General features: G+C 43.8%; 16 protein-coding genes. 11 read left to right on the top strand and 5 right to left on the bottom strand.

The genetic code is table 11. The features are described from left to right. Window positions 1–90 precede the first annotated feature (90 nt). Complete coding sequence (locus CXF80_RS17575) at window positions 91–1,008, top strand: L,D-transpeptidase family protein (protein ID WP_101034210.1); 918 nt, start codon at window positions 91–93, stop codon at window positions 1,006–1,008. A gap of 165 nt (window positions 1,009–1,173) precedes the next feature. Here the strand turns inward: CXF80_RS17575 and CXF80_RS17570 are convergent, their stop codons facing one another. Beyond that, on the bottom strand, window positions 1,174–1,944 hold the full coding sequence (locus CXF80_RS17570) for a polymer-forming cytoskeletal protein (RefSeq protein WP_101034209.1): 771 nt from the start codon (window positions 1,942–1,944) through the stop codon (window positions 1,174–1,176). 113 nt (window positions 1,945–2,057) lie between these two features. Between CXF80_RS17570 and zapE the strand changes: the two genes are divergently transcribed. Then, window positions 2,058–3,260, top strand: a complete 1,203-nt coding sequence (zapE, locus tag CXF80_RS17565) for a cell division protein ZapE (protein ID WP_101034208.1) — start codon at window positions 2,058–2,060, stop codon at window positions 3,258–3,260. Between the two features lie 50 nt (window positions 3,261–3,310). Here the strand turns inward: zapE and CXF80_RS17560 are convergent, their stop codons facing one another. Beyond that, window positions 3,311–3,595 carry a DUF3081 domain-containing protein gene (locus CXF80_RS17560; RefSeq protein WP_101034207.1) on the bottom strand — a complete coding sequence of 95 codons (285 nt, stop codon included), beginning with the start codon at window positions 3,593–3,595 and terminating at the stop codon, window positions 3,311–3,313. A 303-nt stretch (window positions 3,596–3,898) separates the two neighbouring features. Here CXF80_RS17560 and CXF80_RS17555 point away from each other — a divergent pair, with 303 nt between their 5' ends. After that, the gene (locus CXF80_RS17555) at window positions 3,899–4,852 is read left to right on the top strand and encodes a sodium-dependent bicarbonate transport family permease (RefSeq protein WP_101034206.1); all 954 of its coding nucleotides are present in this window, start codon (window positions 3,899–3,901) and stop codon (window positions 4,850–4,852) included. A gap of 439 nt (window positions 4,853–5,291) precedes the next feature. Here the strand turns inward: CXF80_RS17555 and glnE are convergent, their stop codons facing one another. After that, complete coding sequence (glnE, locus tag CXF80_RS17550; RefSeq protein WP_198554785.1) at window positions 5,292–8,147, bottom strand: bifunctional [glutamate--ammonia ligase]-adenylyl-L-tyrosine phosphorylase/[glutamate--ammonia-ligase] adenylyltransferase; 2,856 nt, start codon at window positions 8,145–8,147, stop codon at window positions 5,292–5,294. 161 nt (window positions 8,148–8,308) lie between these two features. Here glnE and CXF80_RS17545 point away from each other — a divergent pair, with 161 nt between their 5' ends. The 8 genes from CXF80_RS17545 to CXF80_RS17510 all read left to right on the top strand — a co-directional run bounded on the left by CXF80_RS17545 (window position 8,309) and on the right by CXF80_RS17510 (window position 15,299). Further along, on the top strand, window positions 8,309–9,271 hold the full coding sequence (locus CXF80_RS17545) for a hypothetical protein (RefSeq protein ID WP_101034205.1): 963 nt from the start codon (window positions 8,309–8,311) through the stop codon (window positions 9,269–9,271). A 13-nt stretch (window positions 9,272–9,284) separates the two neighbouring features. Continuing rightward, window positions 9,285–10,184, top strand: a complete 900-nt coding sequence (locus CXF80_RS17540; protein WP_101034204.1) for a DUF350 domain-containing protein — start codon at window positions 9,285–9,287, stop codon at window positions 10,182–10,184. A gap of 3 nt (window positions 10,185–10,187) precedes the next feature. Continuing rightward, window positions 10,188–11,948, top strand: coding sequence for a polyamine aminopropyltransferase (locus tag CXF80_RS17535; RefSeq protein ID WP_232772149.1), 1,761 nt, complete (start codon window positions 10,188–10,190; stop codon window positions 11,946–11,948). Window positions 11,949–12,027: 79 nt separating this feature from the next. Then, the gene (locus tag CXF80_RS17530; RefSeq protein WP_101034203.1) at window positions 12,028–12,441 is read left to right on the top strand and encodes a YjfI family protein; all 414 of its coding nucleotides are present in this window, start codon (window positions 12,028–12,030) and stop codon (window positions 12,439–12,441) included. A 10-nt stretch (window positions 12,442–12,451) separates the two neighbouring features. Continuing rightward, entirely contained in the window at window positions 12,452–13,141 is a 690-nt protein-coding gene (locus CXF80_RS17525; RefSeq protein WP_101034202.1) for a PspA/IM30 family protein, read from the top strand. Window positions 13,142–13,147: 6 nt separating this feature from the next. Further along, window positions 13,148–13,801 carry a hypothetical protein gene (locus CXF80_RS17520; protein ID WP_101034201.1) on the top strand — a complete coding sequence of 218 codons (654 nt, stop codon included), beginning with the start codon at window positions 13,148–13,150 and terminating at the stop codon, window positions 13,799–13,801. Window positions 13,802–13,824: 23 nt separating this feature from the next. After that, window positions 13,825–14,160, top strand: coding sequence for a hypothetical protein (locus CXF80_RS17515; protein ID WP_101034200.1), 336 nt, complete (start codon window positions 13,825–13,827; stop codon window positions 14,158–14,160). 329 nt (window positions 14,161–14,489) lie between these two features. Beyond that, window positions 14,490–15,299, top strand: a complete 810-nt coding sequence (locus tag CXF80_RS17510) for a potassium channel family protein (RefSeq protein WP_101034808.1) — start codon at window positions 14,490–14,492, stop codon at window positions 15,297–15,299. A gap of 255 nt (window positions 15,300–15,554) precedes the next feature. Here CXF80_RS17510 and mrcB read toward each other — a convergent pair whose 3' ends face one another. Beyond that, on the bottom strand, window positions 15,555–17,855 hold the full coding sequence (gene mrcB, locus CXF80_RS17505) for a penicillin-binding protein 1B (protein ID WP_101034199.1): 2,301 nt from the start codon (window positions 17,853–17,855) through the stop codon (window positions 15,555–15,557). Window positions 17,856–17,923: 68 nt separating this feature from the next. Next, entirely contained in the window at window positions 17,924–20,509 is a 2,586-nt protein-coding gene (hrpB, locus tag CXF80_RS17500) for an ATP-dependent helicase HrpB (RefSeq protein WP_232772147.1), read from the bottom strand. Window positions 20,510–20,603 lie beyond the last annotated feature (94 nt).

Genomic DNA, 20,603 nt, shown 5'->3' with positions numbered 1-20,603 from the left:
GTACAAATGACCTGTACAAAATAGTCATGCTTGGTAAGATATTGTAGTCTGACTAACTTAACGCCTGTTTTTAGGAATGATATAACCCTTATGATAAATTCGTTACGCGCTTCGTTAATTGGAGCGACTGCCATTATATTAAGTTTTTCCTGTGCAGCAGTTGAATATCGTCTACCTGCCAAAGGCAGCAATTTAGTGGGTGAAAATCAATATTATGTTGTTCCTGAGGGAAAGCTAACCCTAGAGCAAATTGCTTCAGAATTTCAGCTAGGGTTAACTAACTTATTAGAAGCAAACCCAGATGTTGATCCATTTTTGCCAAAAGTCGGTAGTACTTTATTGATCCCACATCAGTTAATTCTACCTAACACTAAGCATGAAGGTGTGGTGATTAACAGCGCTGAAATGCGTTTATATTATTTCCCTAAAGGAAAAGACACTGTTGAAGTATTGCCTATCGGTATTGGTCAAATTGGTAAAGACACCCCAGAAAATTGGGTGACAACAATACAACGAAAACGGGCAAACCCAACTTGGACACCCACCGTTAACATTCGTAAATCTTACGCTGCAAAAGGGATAACATTACCGGCAGTATGGCCTGCTGGCGCTGATAACCCAATGGGTTTATTCGCACTATATGTGGGTAACTTATATGCTATTCATGGCACTAATGCCACGTTTGGTATTGGTTTACGGGTAAGTTCTGGTTGTGTTCGTTTGCGTGATGAAGACATTGAATATTTATTTAACAGCATACCTGTTGGCACTCGTGTTGAGTTTATTAACCAACCGATTAAAGCCACTGAAGAGCCTGATGGTAACCGTTATCTAGAAGTGCATGAGCCACTATCACGCACTCAAGCTGAATTTGATTCACAAGAGCCCGTGGCATTATTATTAGATAAGCAAATAACTCGCTTTATTGCTCACCCAGACACTGACTCATTCACATTAAAGCGTTTGCTTGAACAACGCACCGGAATGCCAACTCGGATTAATCCGTAAGCATTAACCCATAAAGGTGTTTTGATTTCTGCAGACATAACAACAATGGCTTTGTTAATTCAGTAAACACTGTGATTAACAAAGCCATTTTTTATAAGCTTGATAGCAAAAATTATGACTTAACCTCAACTCCGGATAAGAGATGAGGTTACTTATCAGGTGTGCTTATGGTCGACCCGACCCGCTCTGCTCTACATTATCGTTATCATTCACATTCTGACTATCACCGAGTGCCTCAGTGGTTTTCGTTAACGCAGGTAAATCTTCCATGGACATGTTCAAGTCAGTTTGATCTACATTGATTAACGCTTCGCTCTGCTTAGCCAATTCCGCAGAGTCTTCTGTGACACTCGATGTTGGTTGCAGATATTGCGCCACGTTAGCTTGAGTGATATCAAAAGATAGCGCTTGGTCATTATCTAGCGCCAAACTGATTGTGGGCTGTAATACTACGCCAGCAATAATCACGATGGCAGCAACTGCCGCGTAAGTGAATTTTTTACGGGCATAAAAAGGTGAATGAGCTGCAGTAACGGCACTCGATTGATGTGAATGTTGATATGACGGTTGATCTGATGTTGGTTCGTCAGCTTGAGGTAACCCCAACGCATCGGGTCCCTTGGTGCGCATACCGATAAATTGGCCACCATCATAAATTTCCATTTGATAGCTCGACACCTCACCTTCAACAATGCCCGAGCTGACAATGACTAACTTATTACAATGTAATTTGCCTTTAAATAAACCCGAGACACGCATCTCTTGACAAAAAACGTCACCTTCAACCACACCACCCAGCTCAATTTTTATTTGATCAGTTGAATTAATGGTACCTTTAGTTTGGCCTGCGACAATGGCAGGGCCTTGGATGCGGACATCGCCTTCCAATGCCATATCGGCACCAATATAGGTCATCCCCTTATTTTTATTATTCATTTCTAGGTCCTTGTTAGGATTAATGCTCAGGGTTAATGCTCAGAGTTAATGATTTGTTATTTTTTGTCACGAGAGCTTAAAGGAAATGCACACCATAATAAAGAGAACAGTTAATGGTATACTACCCAGGTCAACAATTTACCTTAAGTGTTATGTCTCCATTACAAGCCTACCAGCAGCGCGTTCAACAAAATATTGTTGATGATCCCGCGCAACATCAAGCAATACTCGCCTTAGATTCGCTCTATCAGCAATATACTTCAGCACAACCGGTCATTCGGGGCTTATATTTGTGGGGGGATGTCGGCCGAGGAAAAACTTTTTTGATGGATTTGTTGTATCAGGGCCTGTGTGATCGGAGCGAGTGTGGTGGGTTACTTAAAGCAAAAAAAACGGTATTACGCCTACACTTTCATCGTTTTATGGCTATGCTCCACCAGCAATTAAATCAGACATCGGGGATCCGCGATCCCTTAACTCATATTGCTAAGCAGATCGCGGCGAAATACTCTGTAATTTGCTTTGATGAGTTTTTTGTATCTGACATTGGCGACGCTATTTTACTGGGCCGATTATTTGAAACCTTATTTCAATCAGGCGTGACCTTAGTAGCAACCTCAAATGTGCCCATAGTGGACTTATATAAAAATGGTTTACAGCGCGATCGTTTTTTACCGACGATCGATCTCCTGCTTAAATACACCCAGACAATCCATTTAAACGGCCCTGTTGATCATCGTTTACCAACCAATGCCGCAACACTATCTGCAATTGCAACGCCAGCAGCTTGGCTGAAACTGCCTTCATCAACGAAGCCTGAAGCCGTTTTTCAACGATTATGTCAACAATATCCACAAGCTAATGCGAGCATCGTAAGTCATCCAGATTCAATTGAGGTTTGTCATCGCGATATTGCCATTGCGGCCCAATATGGACAGCTTGCTTGGTTTGAATTTTCAGCCTTGTGCCAAGGTCCGCGATCGGCATTGGATTATATTGAACTGGCGGGACAATTTAGCCATATTTTACTCAGCAATGTGCCTACATTAGGCGGCGAAGTACGCAGCTGGATTAAAGCGCGCGGCACCGAAGATGGCGCGGTAGCGACGACCACAGGCGAACGACAACTGGCGTATGCCAGTGAAGACGATCCCACTCGGCGCTTTATCAGTTTAGTGGATGAACTCTACGATCAAAAAGTGAGGTTAATCCTCAATAGCCATTCCAGCTTAGAAGATTTGTATCTAGATGGGGCATTACAGTTTGAGTTTCGACGCACTTATAGTCGCCTTATTGAAATGCAACAATGGGCGTAAAATAAGCCTGTAGTACTAAGGCTAACGGTGCTTAGTCACCTAGCGCTAGACTAAGATGCTTGGTAATTTTCAACGTCATTAAAACGACGTAAGAAGTTGTCAAGGGCATCACTGGTCGGATATTCGAACTGATATTTATTGTGAAAAAACACCGTTAAGCTGACCTGAGCGTCAGATAAGGTAATAGTATAACCATCATGGTCTGTTTGCGCGCTAATGCCACATAACCAATAATCATGGCCAAAATGACCGTCTTCAATGGCACGCTTTTCGCCATGTTGGGTGACTTTGTTAAATACTTTTAACGCACGGTGAATATCAATTTCATTTTTCATGTCATGCTCTGCTGTTAATTTTTTATGTTGCTATTTAAAGATACTATACGCTTATTGCCTTTAATAGATCAGCCCTCGATAGATCAGTACTTATATGGATCAGTTTTTAATAGGCCAGTCATTAATCGATCTACATTGAATAGATCCGTCAGTAATCGATCTGCATTGAATCGATCAGTCCTTAATCGAACGGCTTAGTTTAAAGCGGCTCAGTATTGCAGTTTCTTTTTCAGTTAAAACATTTCCATTTGTTAACACAACAAGGCAAAATCACCATACTTTATAACAGACTGAACCTATACCATGCCTGATATTGTGATTGCCTTTTTTGCCCTAGGTTTGCTTGCTGGACTGATCAAATCAGATTTAAAAGTCCCTAAAGCCACCTACGAAACCCTGTCCATCTTGCTAATGCTGACGCTAGGACTTAAAGGCGGAATGGCACTGCATGGTGAAACAAAAAATTTAGCGATCACTGAATTACTGTCTATTATTGCACTTGGGTTTATTATCCCACTGACTCTTTACCCTTTGCTTCGAAAATTAATTCAATTACCACAAAAAGAAGCCATTAGCATTGCGGCCCATTATGGCTCAGTCAGTGCGGGAACATTTGCCGTGGTGATGACCATGGTCGATCAATCTCAATGGCCTTTACGACCTGAAACAACATTGTATCTGGTGTTACTTGAACTGCCTGCGATTATTATCATGTTATGGCTACATCGTTATTTACAAGCCAAAACCGCAGGAAATAGTCAACACGCTTCGGCTGGCAGCGTATTGCACGAAGCCCTGACAAGTCGCGGAGTAGTGTTGCTCTGTGGTGGGGTGGTCATAGGCTGGATATATGGCTCCAGCGGCATGGCACCACTCACACCAATGTTATTGGCGGGTTTTAAAACCTTGTTAGCACTATTCTTATTAGAAATGGGGATTAGTACCGCTAAAGTGTGCTTACCGATCCCATACAAGCAATGGCGTTTATTATTATTTGCAGCGGTCATTCCATTTGTACTGGCTTGGGCGGGTATCGGTTTAGGGGTGTTACTTGATTTACCCTCTGGCAGTATTTTGGTGCTTGCAGCCCTGAGTGCCAGTGCATCTTACATTGCGGCTCCTGCAGCAATTAAGGCGGCGATACCGGATGCGAATATCGGCTTGGCTATGTTGGCGTCGCTGGGGATAACGTTTCCGATTAACGTATTAATAGGCCTACCCGTCTACCAATTGTGGATTGCGCAGATACTAGGGTAAACCGTTATAAATTAGCTTAACGCCCATATTATTTGAACCAAAACGAATGCCTCAAGTTAGTATTGGTTTATCTCATCCGGTATTATTTAGCCTGATGATGAGCGGCTTTATCAACCAACATCGCGTTATCGACGTTAAGCTGATAATGGTATGAAGTTAATCACGGCTTTGCTTGTCGATGCACCACAGCTTTACTAATACGCGTGGCGCTATGGCTTGCTGTATCCAAGCTGATGTTGAACCACCTTCTGCTCAAAACGCGCTAATACCTTGCAGGTTAATGGCATGACCACAACATGAAATATCTTGGTGGATTTCGCATACCTCTTCACATTGCACAGACTTAAATCATTAGCACTGGGAGTCGATTAAACTTATCAACCCAATCGATACTGAAAACAGCTATTAACTGACGAGATATCAACCTGGATCCATTTAATTAACCGTCAACCCCTAAAATATGATTATAAATCTCCACCACACTTTCTGTTTTTTGCTGCACGCTTTGCTTGGATAATTTACTGGGTAATTGTTGCAATGTCAGTTCATGATTCTCGTCGCGGAGCCAGCAATAGGTTTGAGTTAACTGCTGGGCTTGCATGATAGGCAATAACTCCAACTCAGCTAATACTTCAAATATACGCACATTATCAGACCAAATGGTTAACTCTTGATATTGGTAGGCATAGGCTAAGACTAGGTACTGAGCGATAAATTCGATGTCAGCAATCCCACCAGCACTCTGTTTTAAATCAAATTGCCCTGGCTCAACGCGGAGCAAGTGCTCACGCATTTTGATACGCATGTCCCTGACGGCTTTGGCCAATACCACTTTATCTCGCTCTATTTGCAAGACTTGCGAGCGTAGCTCACTAAAGCGTCCTGCCAGCGAATAATCACCAAACACAAAACGAGCCCGCACTAAAGCTTGATGCTCCCACGTCCAGGCTTCTTGTTGTAAATAGGCACCAAAATGCTCAATTTCACTGACTAACAAGCCAGATGCGCCAGAGGGTCGTAAACGCATGTCGACTTCATATAATTCACCCGAGGTTGTGCGGGTGGCAAATAAATGCACAATTCGCTGAGCCAGTTTTAAGTAAAAGTAGCCATTGTCGATCGGGCGTTTGCCATCTGTAGTGCCAGAACCGGTATGACCGTGTAAAAAAACCAAATCTAAATCAGAACCATAACCTAGCTCAATGCCACCGAGTTTACCGTAACCAATCACCGCAAACCCCATGTTGCTAGGGCTAGTTTCCTCGGGAATACCGTGGCGAGACGCCACTTGATGCCAAGCTTGCAGCACGACTTGCTCGATAATGGCTTCGGCTAAAAAGGTTAAATGATCACTTACCTGCATCACAGGTAAAACGCCAGTCACATCGGCGGCAGCAATCTTGAGCTGTTGAGACAATTTAAACTGCCGCAACGCTTCCATTTGCTGTTCCATGTCATCTTCTGGTACCCGTAACAAGTACTGACGTAATTCGCTAGGGTAATCATCAATCGAGGTAATGTCATACAGCTGCGACGGATCAATTAACTCATCTAGCAGCATCGGGAAATTGGCCAGCTCGCGCGCAATCCAAGGACTTGCACAGCACAAACTGACTAACTGCTGTCGAGCGCCCGGGTTTTCACACAAAAGCTCTAGATAAGTGGTACGGGTTAAAATTTTATCCAGCACTTTTGACACAGGTTTAAACGCTTGACTCGGTTTAACTTGATTGACTAATTCTTCCAGCAACTTAGGCATTAGCTTATCGAGCGTTTCACGTCCTCGCGGCCCGATAGAACGTTTGGACACCGTTTGATGCCACTCATTTAATAGTGGCCATAATTCGGCATCATTGATTTGTTGCTCTTGCAACAAGGCATTAGCGTGTTCATCTTGCTGAATATTCCAAAATAAACAGGTCCAATGATCATTATGTTCGTGGCTGTCAGCCCCGCCTACTGTGTCATTGAAGTGACCATGAATGGTTGCCATCGCTTTGTTGATTTTTTGGCGAAGTGCCGCTTCGTCTTCTACCCCTAGCGGGTAACATAAACGCTGCCAATCGAGTTCATTATTGGGCAGGGTTTGCGTTTGTTTATCGTCAATGGCCTGCAATAAATTCTCCACGCGACGCAATAAAATATAACTGTGTTTAAGCTCATCGACGGCTAAATATTCCAACTGCCCTAGGCTGTACAAGGTATCAATGGCGCCAAATAAACTTTGCTGTCGCAATGCAGGCTCGCGTCCGCCACGGATCAACTGAAAACTTTGCACCACGAATTCGACTTCACGGATCCCGCCAGCACCAAGCTTAATATTGTCAGTTAACTGACGACGCCTAACTTCTTGGGCAATCAGTTGCTTCATTTTACGCAGTGATTCAATGGCAGAAAAATCAATATAACGCCGATAAACAAACGGGCGTAATAAATCATGGAGCTCGTCACAATAGCCCGACCAAGGACCAAGCACTCGCGCTTTGACCATGGCATAACGTTCCCAATCGCGACCTTGCTCTTGGTAATAGTCTTCTAACCCACTAAAGCTGACCACCAAAGGACCACTTTCACCATAAGGACGTAAACGCATGTCGACCCGAAATACAAATCCATCTACGGTCACTTGGTCGAGTAAATTAACCAAACGCTGGCCCATGCGAATAAAAAATTGTTGATTGTCCTGAGTCCGTCGACCGCCAACGGTTTCACCATGTTCTGGAAAGGTAAAAATTAAATCGATATCGGATGAAAAATTAAGCTCACGTCCGCCTAATTTCCCCATCCCCAAAATCAATAAAGGTTGTGGCTTACCTTCTGCACTCATCGGTGTACCGTATTGCTTACACATCTCTTGGTATAACCAATCTCGCCCAGCAATAACCAATGCCTCTGCTAATGCAGACAAATCGAGTAATGACTCTTCGACTGGGGTGTAATTTAAAAAATCACGCCACGCTAAGCGAACCATTTGCACATTACGATAACGACGTAAAACCGATTTAACTTGTTCTTCTTGCGTTAATTCCGCTAACAGCGAATGTAACCCAGCATCAAACTCACTGCGCACAACATCATCTAATAAGCCATTAAATAACTGCACAATCCATTCTGGATGACGGCAAAGTTGCTCACCCATATAATCACTCAAGCCAAATACGGTCTTTAACTCTTGCTGTTGCACGGCGGTCAGTGCTGTTTTAGCTTCAGGCCAAACATCACAGAGTCGTAACCAGTAACGATCTGCACTGGCTAACATCGCGGCAGATAATACCTTGTCACCTTGGTTTTGCATGGCAATAATGATCCCTAAAGAAATGAGTGTTGGACATATTATGTCGCGAGTGGTATATCTATCAGTCAGTCTAATGTTCAGATTAATATCATTGACACCCAGATTACTATAACCTGTGTCATATTGAATTAGCACATGAAAAATCTACATTTGGAGAAAACATGGTAGGTCACCTCCCCCGTGTACTCACATTGATAACCGTATTGTTTGTCACGTTAACCCTTGGCGGTTGCGGTGACAACAGACCGGAACAAATTGCTCAGTACCAGCAACTTGCCCAACAACGTCTTGATCTGTTGGCTAGTTCGCTCAACAACAATCAGCTGCGTAATGCGACATTACTCAAACAATACTGCCGTATTCTCGCTCAGCGTCAATCCGATTTAACCCCATTGCTGGAAGAGTTGGCTAAAGATGCTGGCACAGAAGGTCCGATGTTTACGTCATTAACCCGTCGTAATAAAGACTTAAACAACAGCGCTAACTTTATTGATTTAGACCAGCAATTAGCTGAAGCACAGAATATTTATCAAGCCGCCGACAGCAGTTTGTATAACGATATGCTGTCCGATCCCGTCAATGTAGTTGCCGATATGTCTAATGGGCAACTGGCCAGAGTCAATGCTATCAGCCGTGAAGCCGAAGCGCTGGCAAATGGCTCCGAAGGCAGTGGTGCTGGTAGTCAGCTGGTGGGCAATCCGTCTTACGGTAGTTGGCAAAATAATTCAAGCGGCACCTCAATCTGGGCTTGGTATGGCATGTATGCGATGTTTTCTAACTTCTCTCGTCCAATAGGTTACGGTCGTTGGTCAGGTAACCGTGGCTACAGCTACTACAATGATGTAGGACGTTACCGTTACACATCACCAAGCCAAGCGACCTCGCAAGCAAAAACCTTTGAACAAACCAAGAAACGTTTTAACAGCCAAGGGAAACGATTCGATAGCCCTTATGCCAAAACTCGAACAGGCTCAACAAGCTTGTCACGTCAAAGTGCGAGCGTACCCAAAGCCAGTAGCACTACCCAAAGCGCGAGTAGAAAATTCCGTTCGAGCTATTCAAAAGACAGTAGTTTCCGTAACTCAAGCAGCCGCACTAGTCGCGGTGTTAGCCGTGGAAAATAGGTAAGGACTCACCATGACATTTTTTCAAGAATATGGCTTAACTCAACATTTGGCGATTATTTTAGCCATTGATTTAACCATCGCTATAATTTTACTGGCGTTGATGCGTTATTTGCAAGGTTGGAGCATTAAAGTCAATAGCAGCGCTGAGCTTGCAGAGCGCGACAATTTTGCGTTTGGTATTAGTACCGCAGGTGCGATCGCTGCATTAGGGATTGTGCTTACAGGGGCCATCACTGGCGAAGCTGCACCGTCTTATTTAACCGAAGCTATTGGCATGTCGGCTTACGGCTTGTTTGGCTTAGTGCTAATTAAATTAGGCCGGTTTTTACATGATAAAATAGCCTTAAATGAATTTGCTAAGAACGATGAAATTCTTAAAGGTAATGTCTCTGTTGCTGTGGTTGACGCCGCGGCTGCCATTGCCACTGCGATTATTATTCGCGCAGTATTAATGTGGGCAGAAGATCTTACCCTAGATACCTTTATTGGTATTTTTAGTGCATTTTTAATCTCACAACTGATGCTAGTCATACTCACTCGATTACGTGAAAAACGTTATGCTAAACGTAATCAAGGCGCCTCAATGCAACAAGCATTAACCCAAAATCAAACCGCATTAGCACTACGTCACAGCGGCTATATGATAGCGATGGCGTTAAGCTTTAAAGCGGCCAGCCATTTCATTGTTTATGACCCAAGCGCCCATTTAAGCAACATTATTAGTTGGTGCGTTTTTTCACTGATCATGCTGGTGGTGTTATCGCTGTTGATCGCCATAGTGAAAAAACTGGTGTTAGCCGGTATCAATCTGGCTGAAGAAGTTGAAAAACAGCACAACATTGGTATTGCAGCCGTTGAAATGGCAATTAGTATTGCTGTTGCTCTTATTCTTACGGCGTTAATGGCTTAATTTATGACAACACCTTTGCTCGATGATCTTCCCGCTAACACAACACCGGGGGACCCACAGCAAAGTTCCCTTCCCTCCCGTGAAGTATCGTGGCTTGATGATGCCTTATTACTCGGCATCATGGCCTCGCTGGCGGGATGCGGTCTTATTTATGAATACTTATTATCGCACTATGCGGGGCGTATTTTAGGCGCGCTAGAAGCCGCTATTTACACCATGATAGGTTTGATGATTGTGTCTATGGGCGTAGGAGCATTTGCCGCCCGTAAAATAAAATGCGCATTCACAGGCTTTGCCATGCTCGAGTTAACAGTAGCACTGTGCGGCTCGTTTGCCATTATTGTTACCGCTGCGGTCATTGGGTTTGGCCAACAACTTCCTTTAGCTATAGCCAATACGCTGGGTCTGCCTCCTGATCATTTACCCAATGGCGGTTTTATTGCTGGCCTGCAAACCCTCAGCAAATACTTACCTTATGTATGGGGTGTATTGCTTGGGTTAATGATTGGTATGGAAATTCCGCTTATTGCTCGCGTTCGGCAATCCTTATCTGAAGCGCACTTACTGCATAATGCCGGCACCATATATGGTGCCGATTACATTGGTGCAGGTATAGGCGCGGCTATTTGGGTCGGCTTTATGCTAGCCATTGATATTCAATTAGCGGCTGCGCTAACCGCAAGTGTTAATTTACTCGCTGGACTAGTATTTATTTGGCGCTTTTGGGCCAAAATTCGTCATGTTAAATGGCTGCTTATTGGCCATATTATTGCCTGTGTTGTGATTGGGATTTTAGCGGTTAAAGGCCCTAATTGGGAACAACATTTTAATAATCTATTGTATAAAGATCATGTAGTGTATGCCAAAGCAACCCGGTTCCAGCAGCTCAATTTTACTGAGCGTTTACGTGGTGGAGGGTTAGCGCCAGTTTATAATTTATACATCAATGGGCGTTTGCAATTCTCTAGTAGCGACGAGCATATTTACCACAGTTTTTTAGTTCATCCAACATTAGCGGCCAGTGCCCGGCACAATAACGTGCTCATTATTGGCGGCGGCGATGGTTTAGGCTTAAAACAAGTGCTCAAATGGCAACCTAAAGCGGTTACATTGATGGATTTAGATCAAGACTTGTTGAGCTTATTTACATCACCTCCAGCAGATATGCCGCAACGTTTGAGCGATGCATTACTGGCATTAAATGGAAATTCGTTAAACGATCCACGATTAACGCTGGTCGTTGACGATGCGTTTAATGGGGTTGATAAGCTGATCCAAAAAGGCCAAATGTTTGATGCCATCATTGTTGACTTACCCGACCCAAGTCATCCTGACTTAAACAAACTCTATTCGGATTTATTTTACCGAAAACTCAATGAGCTGCTCAGCGCCGATGGTGTCATCACAGTGCAATCAACCTCCCCCTATCATGCACGCAAAGCGTTTATGTCTGTTGGCAAGACACTGACTGCAGCAGGATTTAATGTAAAACAGTATCATCATAATGTGCCTAGCTTTGGTGAATGGGGCTGGAGCATGGGCAGTAAAATGGGCAAAAACCCACAACAACGACTCGCGACATTACAGACACTACCAGTGCCAGAAGAGTGGCTAACCCCAGGCTTAATCAAGGCTTCATTTGAATTCCCGGGTGATTTTTATGATGATATCGATAGCATTAACGTAAACGAAATTGGTTCATTACAGCTGTATCATTATCACCTAGCAGCTTGGTCAGAATATGAAGTAATTAATCTTTTTTAATTGAACCAGATAGCGCTTGACATATTATGTCTAGATGCTATCGTTACTCACAGACATAATATGTCAATTAAGGACAAATATGAACATCCATACCATTGCAAGTCACCTAAATGGACTTTGCGATCAAAGCAAAACCGGTTTTCAGTTTGATTGTTATCCGATTGACGGTGATGTTGAAGTGTTACAAGTCAATATTGTCAGCCGTGAAGAAATTCCGGTGTTTGTATCAGTAACTGACAACCAAATATTGTGTATCAGTTATCTGTGGGGCGAAAACGAAGTAAACCAAGATCGCCGCGCTGAAATGTTTGAGACCATGTTAGAGCTCAACATTCCAATGCCATTATCATCATTTGCGAAAATCGATGATAAATATGTGGTTTACGGTGCTTTGTCTGTGCAATCAAGCATGGAAGAAATTGAACAAGAATTAGCCGTTCTGTCAGACAACTGTCTGGAAGTTATCGACGAACTCGTCGAATTTTTAAACTAAGGAGCCAATTATGGGCATTCTAAACAAGATTCTTACAGCGTTTCGTGGTGGTGCAACCGAAGTTGGCCAGACTGTCGTTGACGCAAACTCAACCCGTATTTTTGAACAAGAAATTCGTGATGCAGAAAAGCATTTAACTCGCGCAAAGCGTGAGTTAACTGATGTCATGGCAAAAGAAATGCAGGCCAGTCGTGAAATTGATCGCTTAAAGCGCAGCGTTACCGAACACGAGGGTTATGTGGCCCAAGCGCTAGACAAAGGTAATGAAGCATTAGCTATTGAAATTGCTGAAAAGATTGCTCAGTTAGACGAAGAGTTATCCGAACAACAAACTGCCAATGACAGCTTTAGTTCCCATGCGCTGCGTTTAAAAGACTTAGTCAAAAAGACCGAGCGTCAGTTAAATGATTACCAACGTCAATTAACCATGGTTAAAACCACTGAAAGCGTGCAAAAAGCAACCGCGACTATTACTGACTCGTTTGCCTCAAGCAACTCTAAACTGCTTAATGCTAAAGATTCACTTGAGCGTATCAAAGCACGTCAACAGCAGTTTGATGACCGCTTAAAGGCGTCAGAAACATTAGCGGATGAAAGTAGCGACAAGTCATTACATGCCAAACTAGCTCAAGCAGGTATTGGTGAGCAAAAGTCGAATGCCAATGCCGTGTTAGATCGCATCAAAGCACGAAAAGGCTAGGCGAATATGGGATTTCTTAGCGGCCTATTTGGCAAAAAAGAAGCCCCGAAGCGCCAGCTTGACCATCCCAATAAACTGCTCAAGGGTGATATGATCACCTTTGATGACAGTTTTGCTTTGCCTACGCAATTGCGCGGGCAACAGCTTAAGGTTGAGGGTATTCATACTTATGAATACCAGCGCTCGCAGCTTTGTGAATTCTTATTACGTGGCCATAGCGGCAGCGCAATTTATTTATCCTATATAAAAGAAGATGAACCCTACTTAAGTATTTCAATGAAAATCAATCGCGCGGAGGTTGAACAATTGTTTGCTCTTGAGGCCTTTGCTGAAATATTTGAAGAACCAGGCAAAGCAACACTCAGCGTGCAAACGCTTCCCTCCGAGCTAAGTGCTGAGTGGGATAAATGGCTTAGTGATGAATATCATCAAGTCGAGTTTGGCTGTTTTGGTTATTTTCATCGTCAAGATTATCGAGACCTTAAACCGCCTCAAAATGACGATGATGCCCGCGGTGAAGGATTTGAAGGCTATAGTTTAGTTAATTCTGATGACTCTCACGCCGTGGATATTGAAGTTTACGAAAGTGGAGATACCGAAGTGATGTTAACTTTATATCGACCACTGACCGATATTAGAGAGTACTGGCCAGCAAGCTGATACAGCTAGGAGACGATTTTCGAATGAGCTCAGGCAAACCGTTACCAGAGAAATGGCTTAAAAACCAACAAGCGGCAAAAGCGACTCAAGTGGCTTTTGATCTGGACGAGAAGTTTCAATACTCTATCCGAAAAGCGGCCTTAGACAAAGGCGTAAGTCCTTCAGACCAAATCCGCACTATACTCGGACTGTCAGTATCTAAACGTCCTAAACGCCCCCGTTTGACCGTATCATTAAATGCTGAAGACTACGTGATTTTAGCGCAAAGATACGGTTTAGAGAGTGAATCACAGCTGGAAATCAAGAAACGGGTATTAGATGACCTAGTCCATTTTGTTGATACTAAATCAGCAAAATAAACACGGTTTTACGCTAATTATGCCAAATAAAAACAACGCACTAGACTCCTGTCTTGTGCGTTTTTTTGTTATGATAAAGCTAATCAATTAACAAAGCCTATCGGTTAACGAACGTAAGCGGACTTAACGACCCCTAACGCTGGATAAGTGAGGGGATAAATCGTTAAAAACGGTTTGGTTTTAAGTCTGCAATATTAAGCTTGCCATCTGTTTTGCCAACAAGGTGTATTGACGTATCAATAGCGGGCTTATTGTTAGTTGATACCACTCCGGTCGCGCAACAAAGGCTATTTGATAACCATTTATTATCCAGAGTTGAGGTTAACTACATGCTTGGATCTAAAGCTTGGTCGCTAAAAAATGTCGATGGTCCTAGCCCGTTCGAACTTGCGATGATGGTGTTATCATTAGTGTCAGTGGTCATAGTGCTCACCATTACCTTTGGTCGATTAGACGCCGAAACCAACAAAGTGCTGCTGTATATCGACAGTGCAATATGCATGGTTTTTATGAGTAATTTTTTTGTTGGCTTATTTAAAGCACGCAGTAAAACCTACTACCTCCAGCATCACTGGATAGACTTTATTGCCAGCATCCCTGCCATTGAACCATTGCGATTTGCACGCATATTCCAAATATTACGCGTGATCCGACTGATCCGCATGAGCCGATCTTTATTAATCCCATTATTGCGCCAACGAAAACAAACAACGCTAGCCAGTTTACTGGTGGCAATGATATTAATTTTGGCCGCCGCATCGGTGCTTATTTTATTGGTAGAAAGTGCAGAACCTAACGCCAACATCCAAACCGCAGAACAAGCAATTTGGTGGGCATTAGTGACCATATCAACGGTTGGTTACGGTGATTTTTATCCCGTCACTACGGTCGGTCATATCATTGGTGGACTGGTGATTATCAGTGGTGTTAGCTTTTTTGGGGTTATCTCCGGTTATATGGCATCTGTTTTCGTCGCCCCAGATGAGCAAGAACGTAATGAAGCACAAGAGGCTCAAGAAGCCCATAAAGCAGAAATCAATACCAAGCTAGAATTAGCCCTTGAACGCATGGAACAAAATCAGCAGCAAATGCTCAAAGAGATCACCACATTACGTAACCAACTCAATCAGCGAAAATAATCCCAACTCGGGATAAGAGATTAGATAAAACGATAAAATGGGATTATTTCAAGTCGGCAATATCACACTTGCCATTGATGTTGCTAACAAAGCGCATTGACGCATCTATGGCAAGTCGATGTAATAATAACAGCAGAAAAGAAGAGCGGTTTGATAATCGTTATGATTCTAAACTGAGGTTAAATATATAAAGCCCAAAGTAATCACTTACTTTGGGCTTTATATTTGCAGCTAAACAACGGTCAAGCTAACGATTTACTTTCCAACCAGCTTCTGCCACCAAGATAATGACTCACCACAATTGGCTAGCGGATGATAGCTAGAGTCTAATGCAGGTAAACCAATAATATTATTACAATTTCCTTGCTTAGCCGCGCCTGTTGTGCGGTCAAAATAACCATGGATCACCCCATTAACCGGCAACATACGTAAACTGAGTGGAGGACGTTCACGTAAAAAGGCTTGATACACTGCCATTGCGCCGCTGCTGCCGTACAAACCGGTTTTACTGTTATCGTCTTGACCGACCCAAATTGCCGCTACGTTACGCTCATCAAACCCAGCAAACCATGAGTCACGACTATCATTACTGGTGCCCGTTTTTCCTGCTAAACGCACGCCAGGAAACGCACGGCCTAAGCGTTTAGCCGTACCACTAAGCACCACTTGATTCATCACATATTGGACTAAGTAATCGGTCGCAGGATCAATCGCCATTGACGATGGCACACGACTGACATCTAATGCTTGGTTTTGACTGTCTAACACCGCGGTAATCGATGATAACTTACGGTAACGACCTTCATCAGCAAGGGTTTGATAAACTTGAGCCACCATTAATGGTGAACCATTTACGGCGCCTAACAACATGGATGGATAAGGTGAAATATCATCAGTCCAACCCGACTTTTGCAATGTGTTAGCAACGTTATCCACTCCAACAGCCAAACCGACATTGACTGTCGGAACGTTCATTGAATCTTTAAACGCACTTAATAAAGGTACTTGACCAGTGAACTTTTTATCTACGTTTTTAGGCGACCAGGTTTTACCTTGCTCATTTGTTAGCGTGATCGGTTTGTCATCAATTGGGGTCGCTAAAGTGAATCGATCACCTTGGCGTAATGCACTTGCATACACGAATGGTTTAATTAACGAACCGATTGGACGTCTAATTTCTACCGCACGATTAAAGCCATCATAACTGGGTTGTCTGTCACCCACCATGGCTGCAATGCCGCCGGTATATTTGTCCGTTACCACCATGCCAACTTGAATATTTTTAGCCCGTTTATCCAATGACGCCATCGTCGACAATACCGCTTTTTCTGCGGCTTCTTGAGCCATAGGATCTAACGTGGTGTATACCTTCACCCCTGACTGCTGTAATAACGTATCGCCGTAGCGCTCACGAAGTTCCTGTTTTACTACCGCAAAGAAAGCTGGCAATTTTTGGTGTATTGACTTTTTCTCACTGCGTAGTCCTATAGGCGACTCTGCTGCGGCTTTATATTGTGCAACAGTCAATTGGTCATTTTCCATTAATATACGTAGCACAAGATCTCGACGCTCTTGAGCACGATCAGGATTACGCCAAGGATTGTAATAAGAAGGCCCTTTGATCACTGCCACCAAAAAGGCTTGTTGCGACACCGTCAGCTCACCGATTGGGCGACCAAAATAAAATTGTGACGCTAACCCCATACCGTGTACGCCACGCGCCTTATCTTGGCCCATGTAAACTTCATTCAGATAAGCTTCTAGGATTTCATCTTTGCTATAACGAAAATCAATAATCAATGCCATTATGGCTTCACGCACTTTACGAACAATTGAGCGTTCACTGCTTAAAAAGAAATTTTTGGCTAACTGTTGGGTTAAGGTTGATCCACCTTGCACAGTGCGACCGGCAGAAATGTTAACCATAGCAGCACGAGCAATGGCCAGTGGGTTCACGCCGTAATGATCGTAAAAGCTGCGGTCTTCAACCAAAATAAGCGCATCGATGATCATTGCAGGCATCTCTGACGCCGGCACAAATAAGCGGTCTTCACCATTGCCAGCAATAATCCGATCGAGTAATACCGGTTCTAAATGAAATACAGCTAATTCACGTTTATCAGACATGCGGTTAACCGAGCTAACCCCGTCAGAGTCAAAACTGATCATCACTCGCTGTTCAGCTTGATTACCTTCGGGATGTAAAAACGGTCGACGCCATAATTCAATACGAGTGCTAGAGGCAGAAAACTCACCAACTTGACGTGGGTTTGACACTTTACGATAACCCAGTAACTTAAGTTCGGCCATTAACTGAGGATGGTTGATCGCAGCACCTGGATATAATGCCATTGAGCGACTAAAAACTTGGGCAGGCAAATGCCACTTTTGGCCTTCAAACTTTTGCCCAATAATTTGATCTAAATAAATAGCATAAAAGCTCACAACAGCAATACCAACGATTGATAATTTCCATGTGAGAGACCAGAGTTTTTGCCTCCAAGATGGGCCACTGTTTTTTTTGGTTGCCGAAGACTTTTTGGTTTTTTTAGTCATAAATAATGGTTTCGTTTTCCATATAACACTGAATTAATTACATGTTGTTAATAAGCGACATGGCTTATTTACACGCCTGGAGTTTTCTTTTTAGTAAATTTTGTCGCCACAGTATTGACCGGATCATCTGGCCATAAATGCCTTGGGTATCGGCCGCGCATTTCTTTTTTAACGTCTACGTAAGGGCCTTGCCAAAAACTGGCTAAATCCGCCGTCACGGCTAATGGTCGTTGTGCTGGCGACAACAGCTCCATAGTCACGGTCATTTTGCCGTGTAATATTAATGGGCTTTGCGCTAAGCCCAACGCTTCTTGTAACCGTACACTTAATAATGCTCGGCCTTGTTGCTCATGGTTATGATAAAAATGTCCGTCAGCGTCAAGGGGCATCTGGTAACGGATCGGCGCACGAGTCCCCGTAGCCATAGGCCAATGCGTCGGAACCAATTGTTCTAATAATTGTTGCTGTTGCCAGTTGAGTAAGTTTTTCACCAATCCATAAGCACCAACCTTAGCTAACGCAGTCAATGAACTGACGTTGTCTAAATAGGGCCCAAGCCAATCTTCGAGTGTAGCCAACAAGTACTCATCGCTTAAACAAGGCCACTCATGCTCTGGAGCATAGTGTCGAGCTAATTCAACCCGATATTGTAACTGGATTAATACTTCGTCACGATTAAGGATTGTTAACCCTTTTATGCGGATTTGTGCTAATAATGCGGCGGTAATTTGTGCCCGAGCAGGTGTAATACCAGTGTCGGTTTTAATAATAACCTCACCGATTTTGGTGTGTTTTTCAGCAAAGAACCGCCCTTTTGCATCATCCCATCCACCTTGAATGTGAGTGGTGACTAACGATGCAAGCTCTGCAGTAAACAAGCGCTCATCCAGCCTTGCGGCGAGATAAACTTGCCCAGCATTACGACCTTGAGTCTCTTGGAAGTCAGCAACCACTAACCAAGGTTCATGAGCCAAACTATCATCTGCACTGATCACCACGCCGGTACCATTACTTAATAAAAAGCCCTCATGACCGCGAGCCTTAGCAATACGATCCGGGTAAGCAAGTGCTAACAAATAGCTAATATCACGTGTGGATGCATTACGTATTACGTCACTCACCTGACCTGATATCGATAAGGATTGTTGCCATTGCCTGACTTGCTGTTTAATCTGCCCCTGCAGGGTCTCTGTCAAATAATGATGAATATCAGCGCCTTTTTTAGGCAAGCCACGGGCTTCAATAATGCCAGCCAATACGCATGCCAGTAAACAAAGTTGAGGCTGATCATTATGCCGCGCTAGTTGTTTGGCTTTTAGGAGCATATGCGCTAAGCGCGGATGGCAACCTAATGCATAGGCATCACGGCCCAAAGAGGTTAATTTTCGTTGCGGGTCAATCAATTCAAGTTGCTGAAGTAATTGCCAGGCAACTTGCTCGTGGATCGGTGGTGGTGGCGTTAATAATGATAACTCAGCAAATGATGTCACCCCCCAACTGGCGCAATCAAGCGCCATTGAAGTCAACTCGGCTTGAGAGATTTCGGGCTCATCGACTTTGCGCATTCGCCCTTGTTCTTCTTGGCTCCATAAACGCACACAATACCCCACAGCTAAACGCCCTGCACGCCCACTACGCTGAATAGCAGAGGCTTGGCTAATGCGCCTGAGCCCTAAGCGTGTCACGCCGGTTTTAGGGTTAAAACTGGCTTCACGTCGATAGCCACTATCAATAACAAGGGTGATCCCTTCGATAGTTAAGCTCGACTCAGCCACATTGGTGGCGAGGACGATTTTACGTTTACCGGGTTCTGCTGCACGAATGGCTTGATCTTGCTCGGCAGAAGACAAATCGCCGTACATAGGACAGATAAGCCATGACCCATCTAAGCGTTGGCGCAATAACCCTGCAAGTTTACGGATTTCACCTTTACCGGGCAAAAAGGCTAATATACTGCCTTGTTGATAGGCCGCTAACTGAGTCGACTCAATAGTATTGATAATGACCCGAGACATATGCGTAAGCCACAATTGTTGGCTCGGGCAAGGTTGATACGCTATCTCAACCGCAAAACTGCGACCATCGCTGTGGATCTGCGCGGCGTTGGGCATTAACGTGTCTAAAGGTAAACCAGACAAGGTGGCTGACATGGCGATAATGTGTAAATCGTCACGTAATGATTGCTGCACTTCTAATGCTAACGCTAAGCCTAAATCAGTAGCAAGGTGTCGTTCATGAATTTCGTCGAAAATAATCACATCAATCCCGCTAAGCTCAGGATCATGTTGGATCATTCGGGTCAGAATACCTTCAGTGACTATTTCTAATCGAGTATGTGAACTGACTTTTGATTCACCGCGGACACGATACCCCACCGCTTGTCCAACGGCTTGCCCCAATTGTTGAGCAATAAATTTGGCGACATTTCGGGCAGCAACTCGGCGTGGTTCTAACATGAGAATTTTGCCGCGAATTTCAGGCCAAGCTAACATGGCTAATGGTAATGCGGTTGACTTGCCTGCCCCCGTAGGCGCCTCGAGAATAATTTGTGAGTGAGTAGCAAACTGCACTCGCAACGGCTCAAGGACGGCTTGAATAGGCAGTGTCGTGGAGGCCAATGGTTTGGGGTGCAGTAATGCTTGTTTTGAGGTCAAGGGGGTTAACTTTTACGGCGATTCTCTGGCAGGCATTTTACCCACATTTGAACTAATCTGTCATTAATTGACGATTTCACCCGCAAATTAATTA

The sequence above is a fragment of the Shewanella sp. Actino-trap-3 genome, assembly GCF_002836275.1.
In the GTDB taxonomy this organism is placed as follows: Bacteria; Pseudomonadota; Gammaproteobacteria; order Enterobacterales; family Shewanellaceae; genus Shewanella; species Shewanella psychromarinicola.
The sequence above is the reverse complement of the archived record's forward strand: the minus strand, read 5'-3'. Positions and strand labels throughout refer to the sequence as shown.

Coding starts and splice junctions, on each gene's coding strand:
- zapE (WP_101034208.1), top strand. CDS start 2,058: ATGGTATACTACCCAGGTCAACAATTTACCTTAAGTGTTATGTCTCCA.
- CXF80_RS17525 (WP_101034202.1), top strand. CDS start 12,452: ATGGGCATTCTAAACAAGATTCTTACAGCGTTTCGTGGTGGTGCAACC.
- CXF80_RS17510 (WP_101034808.1), top strand. CDS start 14,490: ATGCTTGGATCTAAAGCTTGGTCGCTAAAAAATGTCGATGGTCCTAGC.
- glnE (WP_198554785.1), bottom strand. CDS start 8,147: ATGCAAAACCAAGGTGACAAGGTATTATCTGCCGCGATGTTAGCCAGT.
- CXF80_RS17545 (WP_101034205.1), top strand. CDS start 8,309: ATGGTAGGTCACCTCCCCCGTGTACTCACATTGATAACCGTATTGTTT.
- CXF80_RS17575 (WP_101034210.1), top strand. CDS start 91: ATGATAAATTCGTTACGCGCTTCGTTAATTGGAGCGACTGCCATTATA.
- CXF80_RS17560 (WP_101034207.1), bottom strand. CDS start 3,595: ATGAAAAATGAAATTGATATTCACCGTGCGTTAAAAGTATTTAACAAA.
- CXF80_RS17535 (WP_232772149.1), top strand. CDS start 10,188: ATGACAACACCTTTGCTCGATGATCTTCCCGCTAACACAACACCGGGG.
- CXF80_RS17540 (WP_101034204.1), top strand. CDS start 9,285: ATGACATTTTTTCAAGAATATGGCTTAACTCAACATTTGGCGATTATT.
- CXF80_RS17515 (WP_101034200.1), top strand. CDS start 13,825: ATGAGCTCAGGCAAACCGTTACCAGAGAAATGGCTTAAAAACCAACAA.
- CXF80_RS17520 (WP_101034201.1), top strand. CDS start 13,148: ATGGGATTTCTTAGCGGCCTATTTGGCAAAAAAGAAGCCCCGAAGCGC.
- CXF80_RS17555 (WP_101034206.1), top strand. CDS start 3,899: ATGCCTGATATTGTGATTGCCTTTTTTGCCCTAGGTTTGCTTGCTGGA.
- CXF80_RS17530 (WP_101034203.1), top strand. CDS start 12,028: ATGAACATCCATACCATTGCAAGTCACCTAAATGGACTTTGCGATCAA.
- mrcB (WP_101034199.1), bottom strand. CDS start 17,855: ATGACTAAAAAAACCAAAAAGTCTTCGGCAACCAAAAAAAACAGTGGC.
- CXF80_RS17570 (WP_101034209.1), bottom strand. CDS start 1,944: ATGAATAATAAAAATAAGGGGATGACCTATATTGGTGCCGATATGGCA.